3 protein-coding genes are annotated in these 3625 nt (G+C 46.3%); 1 reads left to right on the top strand and 2 read right to left on the bottom strand.

The features are described 5' to 3' along the window. The first annotated feature begins 590 nt into the window (after window positions 1–590). Complete coding sequence (locus tag AC0YNV_RS40505; RefSeq protein WP_475773104.1) at window positions 591–1061, top strand: TetR/AcrR family transcriptional regulator C-terminal domain-containing protein; 471 nt, start codon at window positions 591–593, stop codon at window positions 1059–1061. 406 nt (window positions 1062–1467) lie between these two features. Here AC0YNV_RS40505 and AC0YNV_RS40510 read toward each other — a convergent pair whose 3' ends face one another. Both AC0YNV_RS40510 and AC0YNV_RS40515 read right to left on the bottom strand, forming a co-directional pair. Further along, on the bottom strand, window positions 1468–2352 hold the full coding sequence (locus AC0YNV_RS40510; protein ID WP_475773105.1) for a hypothetical protein: 885 nt from the start codon (window positions 2350–2352) through the stop codon (window positions 1468–1470). Window positions 2353–3009: 657 nt separating this feature from the next. Then, window positions 3010–3474 carry an oxidoreductase gene (locus tag AC0YNV_RS40515; protein WP_475773106.1) on the bottom strand — a complete coding sequence of 155 codons (465 nt, stop codon included), beginning with the start codon at window positions 3472–3474 and terminating at the stop codon, window positions 3010–3012. Window positions 3475–3625: the final 151 nt, after the last annotated feature.

A 3625-nucleotide genomic window follows, 5' to 3' on the forward strand; every position in this document is an offset into this window, starting at 1 on the left:
TAAGAACCAGCGCGCCCGTGCTCGCTCGAACCTGCCAGCAGTCCGCGCGATACCAAAGAAAAATATGAACAGTAAGATACCAAGTATAAAGGTAATCATGAGAGCCGAACTCGCAATTAATCCGGGTATGGTAAACGCGAACCATAGAGCACTAACGGGGAAGCAAAGAATACCGTAAAGCGTACGCTTCCATGTATCCAAGCGGAATGGCGCTAGCCAGAATCCTCTCCGATGGATGGATGATGAACGAACATCAGGGTAACGGGGCATATATCTCCTTCTTTCCTGTCACAGACTCCAGAAGAAGCTCTTTAGACCGATTGATCTCCAGTATAGCAATCCAGAAAACATGTTGCGACCATCATTTGGATAAAATTCCATTAGACACCTGGTCGGGGATGTAATCAATGATTGGTGGAGTTGTATTATATGTCTTTGATAGCCTGACCGTTAGCTTAGCGAAGGGCTTCCACGTGGAATCGACAGACTCCTCCCGATAGCGATTCATACATCATACGGTTCTGTGAAAATAAAGTATTAGACCGCGAAAATAAAGTTGTAGACACAATAAGGATGATCTGTTCAGCACGGTGATCAAAGTCGCATGCGGCATGAACGATCTGGAAGATGGGAACTCCGCGGCGGAGGATCAGCAATGGCCGCAAACAGAGGATTGGCTCTCCAAGCCCCCGCATCTTGCGCTTGCAAAGGCCGGCGTTAAGTACCTCTCCCATGCGCTGTCGAGGACGCAATTGGCGCTGTACCGCGTTGTCAGCCAGGATTCGTTCCGGTTTCCCGAGATTGGAAGAAGATACCGGAAAGAGGTCATTCAGAGCCGAAACGCTATCTTCGTGCGCTACCTCGATCGCTGGATGACTGCCGAGGGCTGGGAAATCAACGACAAGCAGCGCGCTGCGGGAATATTCTTCGCCTTGCTGCGCGCCGATTTGTTCGATGACGTGTTTCTTGGCTTGCGCGAGGCGAACAGATCTGACATCGAGGCCCAGGCAGGACTGGCGGCGGAGAATTTGATTCTTCTGCTCAAGAGCGGCAAGCTGTAACCGAGCTTGCAGTAGTCGTACGTTCCCATTTTCAGCGGTTTTTTTGCGCTTGAAAACCGGTTCCGGGGAAGCGCTCAAATTCGAACTAGTTTAAAAATTATCCAGATGATAAACAATAGGGAGAGCGCTGAAACGTTTCCGATATCGGAAACGCCATCCCACTGCCACCAAGCAATGTTGCTGAAGGAATACCAGGGGCCAATTCGATAAGTGTTTCAATCATCGCAACAGGCAAGGCCCAGCGTGATTCCGGAACCATATGCATCGCATAGCCAGCGATTGTCCCCGTGTCACACCTGCTGCAGCACCTGCAATGTGTCGTCCAATCTCTGCTCGGATATTTGTTCAAGTTCATCAACGGCAGCTGGTTTGCTCAAATCGTTGGACTTTTCACACATGTGGCATGCTACTCCATTATTGTGCCCCATGACGGTTTACGCAGCAGCACTTGCACCCCTGCCGCTAACGAGATGAGGAAACAACCGTAGATGAGAAGCGAGAGTGCAGACCATTCAAAGAGGCTGCGGCCAAGATATGTCTGCCAGCCAATTGCGATTAAAGCGAGTAAATAGGCAATACCTGCTAAATGAGTCCATTTGCTGCGAGCATTTGCAGTAAATGAATTGCGGTCAGACAGCCAAGCGACAAACGGCAAAGCTTGCAAAGCATGGAAACCAAGGCCGTGCAGAACAATAATATTCCCGTCTACGCCGACGATTCGGCCGTTGTTGACAGAAATCCAAATACCAGCCATAAATGAGAACATCACTGCGATCATTGCATACCGGATACCTACAATCAGCGCTGGGCGGCGCATGTATGCTTTTTTGCGGAAATATTGAATGGCTAAGAACAGGTAGCACAGAATCAGAAACAAAGCTACAAAGGTAAAAATATCACCGACCATGTTGTCAAAGGGCATGCCGCTCTTCACAAACCTCGGGTTGACGCCGCGAAAATTTTGCATGGTTTCCGCAAAGTAGGAATAAAGAGCAAGTAGGATATAAGACCATCGGAAGAATGCTCTGCCTTTCATACCCATTGCGGAAAACGGAGCGATCGCCGCCGTTGACAGTAGAAATATTCCCAGCGCCGCATTAAAAGAGAATGCGTTGGAGACATTCCCGTCAGGCGATACAGGTCCTCCATACATCAATACCCATACTGCACATATCCCCGCAAGCAGAAAACCGAGTAACCCGGTAAGTACTAACCATTTCTCTCCTTCAAAAAACTTTACTGACGACTTGGTTTTTTCAATGTTGCGCTTCGTCCCCTCAACAACCATCATGTCCTCCCTTTTTTGTATCGTTCGTCTTTGATATCTTTATTGTACTGCGTGGTCGTTGAAGCGAGATCTTGCTCAAGTCCAGACATTAGCCTAGACATTAGTCGTAATATGGCTAGACCCAAGGACTAGACGGGCCGGTCACTGCAAAAAGAGCCTGCAATCATAGCGAAAGGAATCAGCGATGATCGTGGTTCTACTTCATCGGGATGATGCTGGATAAGAGCTCGTTCCTCGGGACTTTTCCCGTTGTTGGTGTTGTCCCGGTTGGCTAACCGAGAGTGCAAAAATAAATGCATCGACTCCGTCTTCTGTTGTCCGACTCCAGGTAGCGGCCGCTCCTCCTACTGCCTAATAGCAAAACAAGGCTGCCGGATAAATTTACCGGCAGCCTGGAAGTTCAGGAGTAATATTTGTTGCAAAACCAATTCGACTAATTGTGTCGGGACCATAGTTGTAAAAAGCAAATTCCTCTCCATGATCAAATTGATTCAAAAGTCCGATTAATTCATTAAATATTGTTCTGTATTCACTTATGTCCCCCCAATAATTAACACTTCACACTTGTTTCTCTTATTCGGCCAGTTACTCAATAAACCTCCTGTTACGTAGTGAAGGACTGCCGCGCGGCAGCCCTTCGGCATTATGCTATCGTACCCGTTAGCGTAATCGACCCATTTCATAAGCTTTCTCTATTGCTAACTTATAGTTATCCCAATGAAAGTAGAATGGGCCTAAATCAAGAGGTTGATTACTAAGTTCTAAGTAAAAATTACTCCACTCAACTATATCTGCTTCTTTATCAATAGCTACAGAGATATAACCGCATTCCAAATCACCGCACTCTGAACAAATCAATATTGGATACCTATGATATTTGAATTCAAAGGGATATTTAAATAAAAAGTAATCCGTTATAAGCTGTTGATGTTCATCATTCCCCCAACCAAAAGCCGGCACAAAGTCGTACTCTTTCAGCCTTTGATATACGGACACCGAATCAACGATTATGTCAGCAAATACCGTATTGTTATTTTCTTCTGAACCATCTTCACCATATCTGCTAGCTAATCTTGTCTCCAGAAAATTTATTTTAGTCATGGCTCCCCCATTTAAAATATTCATGTTTTATATCCATTCGGCAGAACGATTAACTATCCTGCCAGTTACTTCAACTAGAGTAAGGGACTGAATAATTTCAGCCCCTCCTCATCAAACCGTACGTGAGGTTTTCCCTCATACGGCTTTCCGATGTTCGTCATTCATGTGCATGCGA

This window comes from Paenibacillus sp. JT31N11, assembly GCF_056269285.1.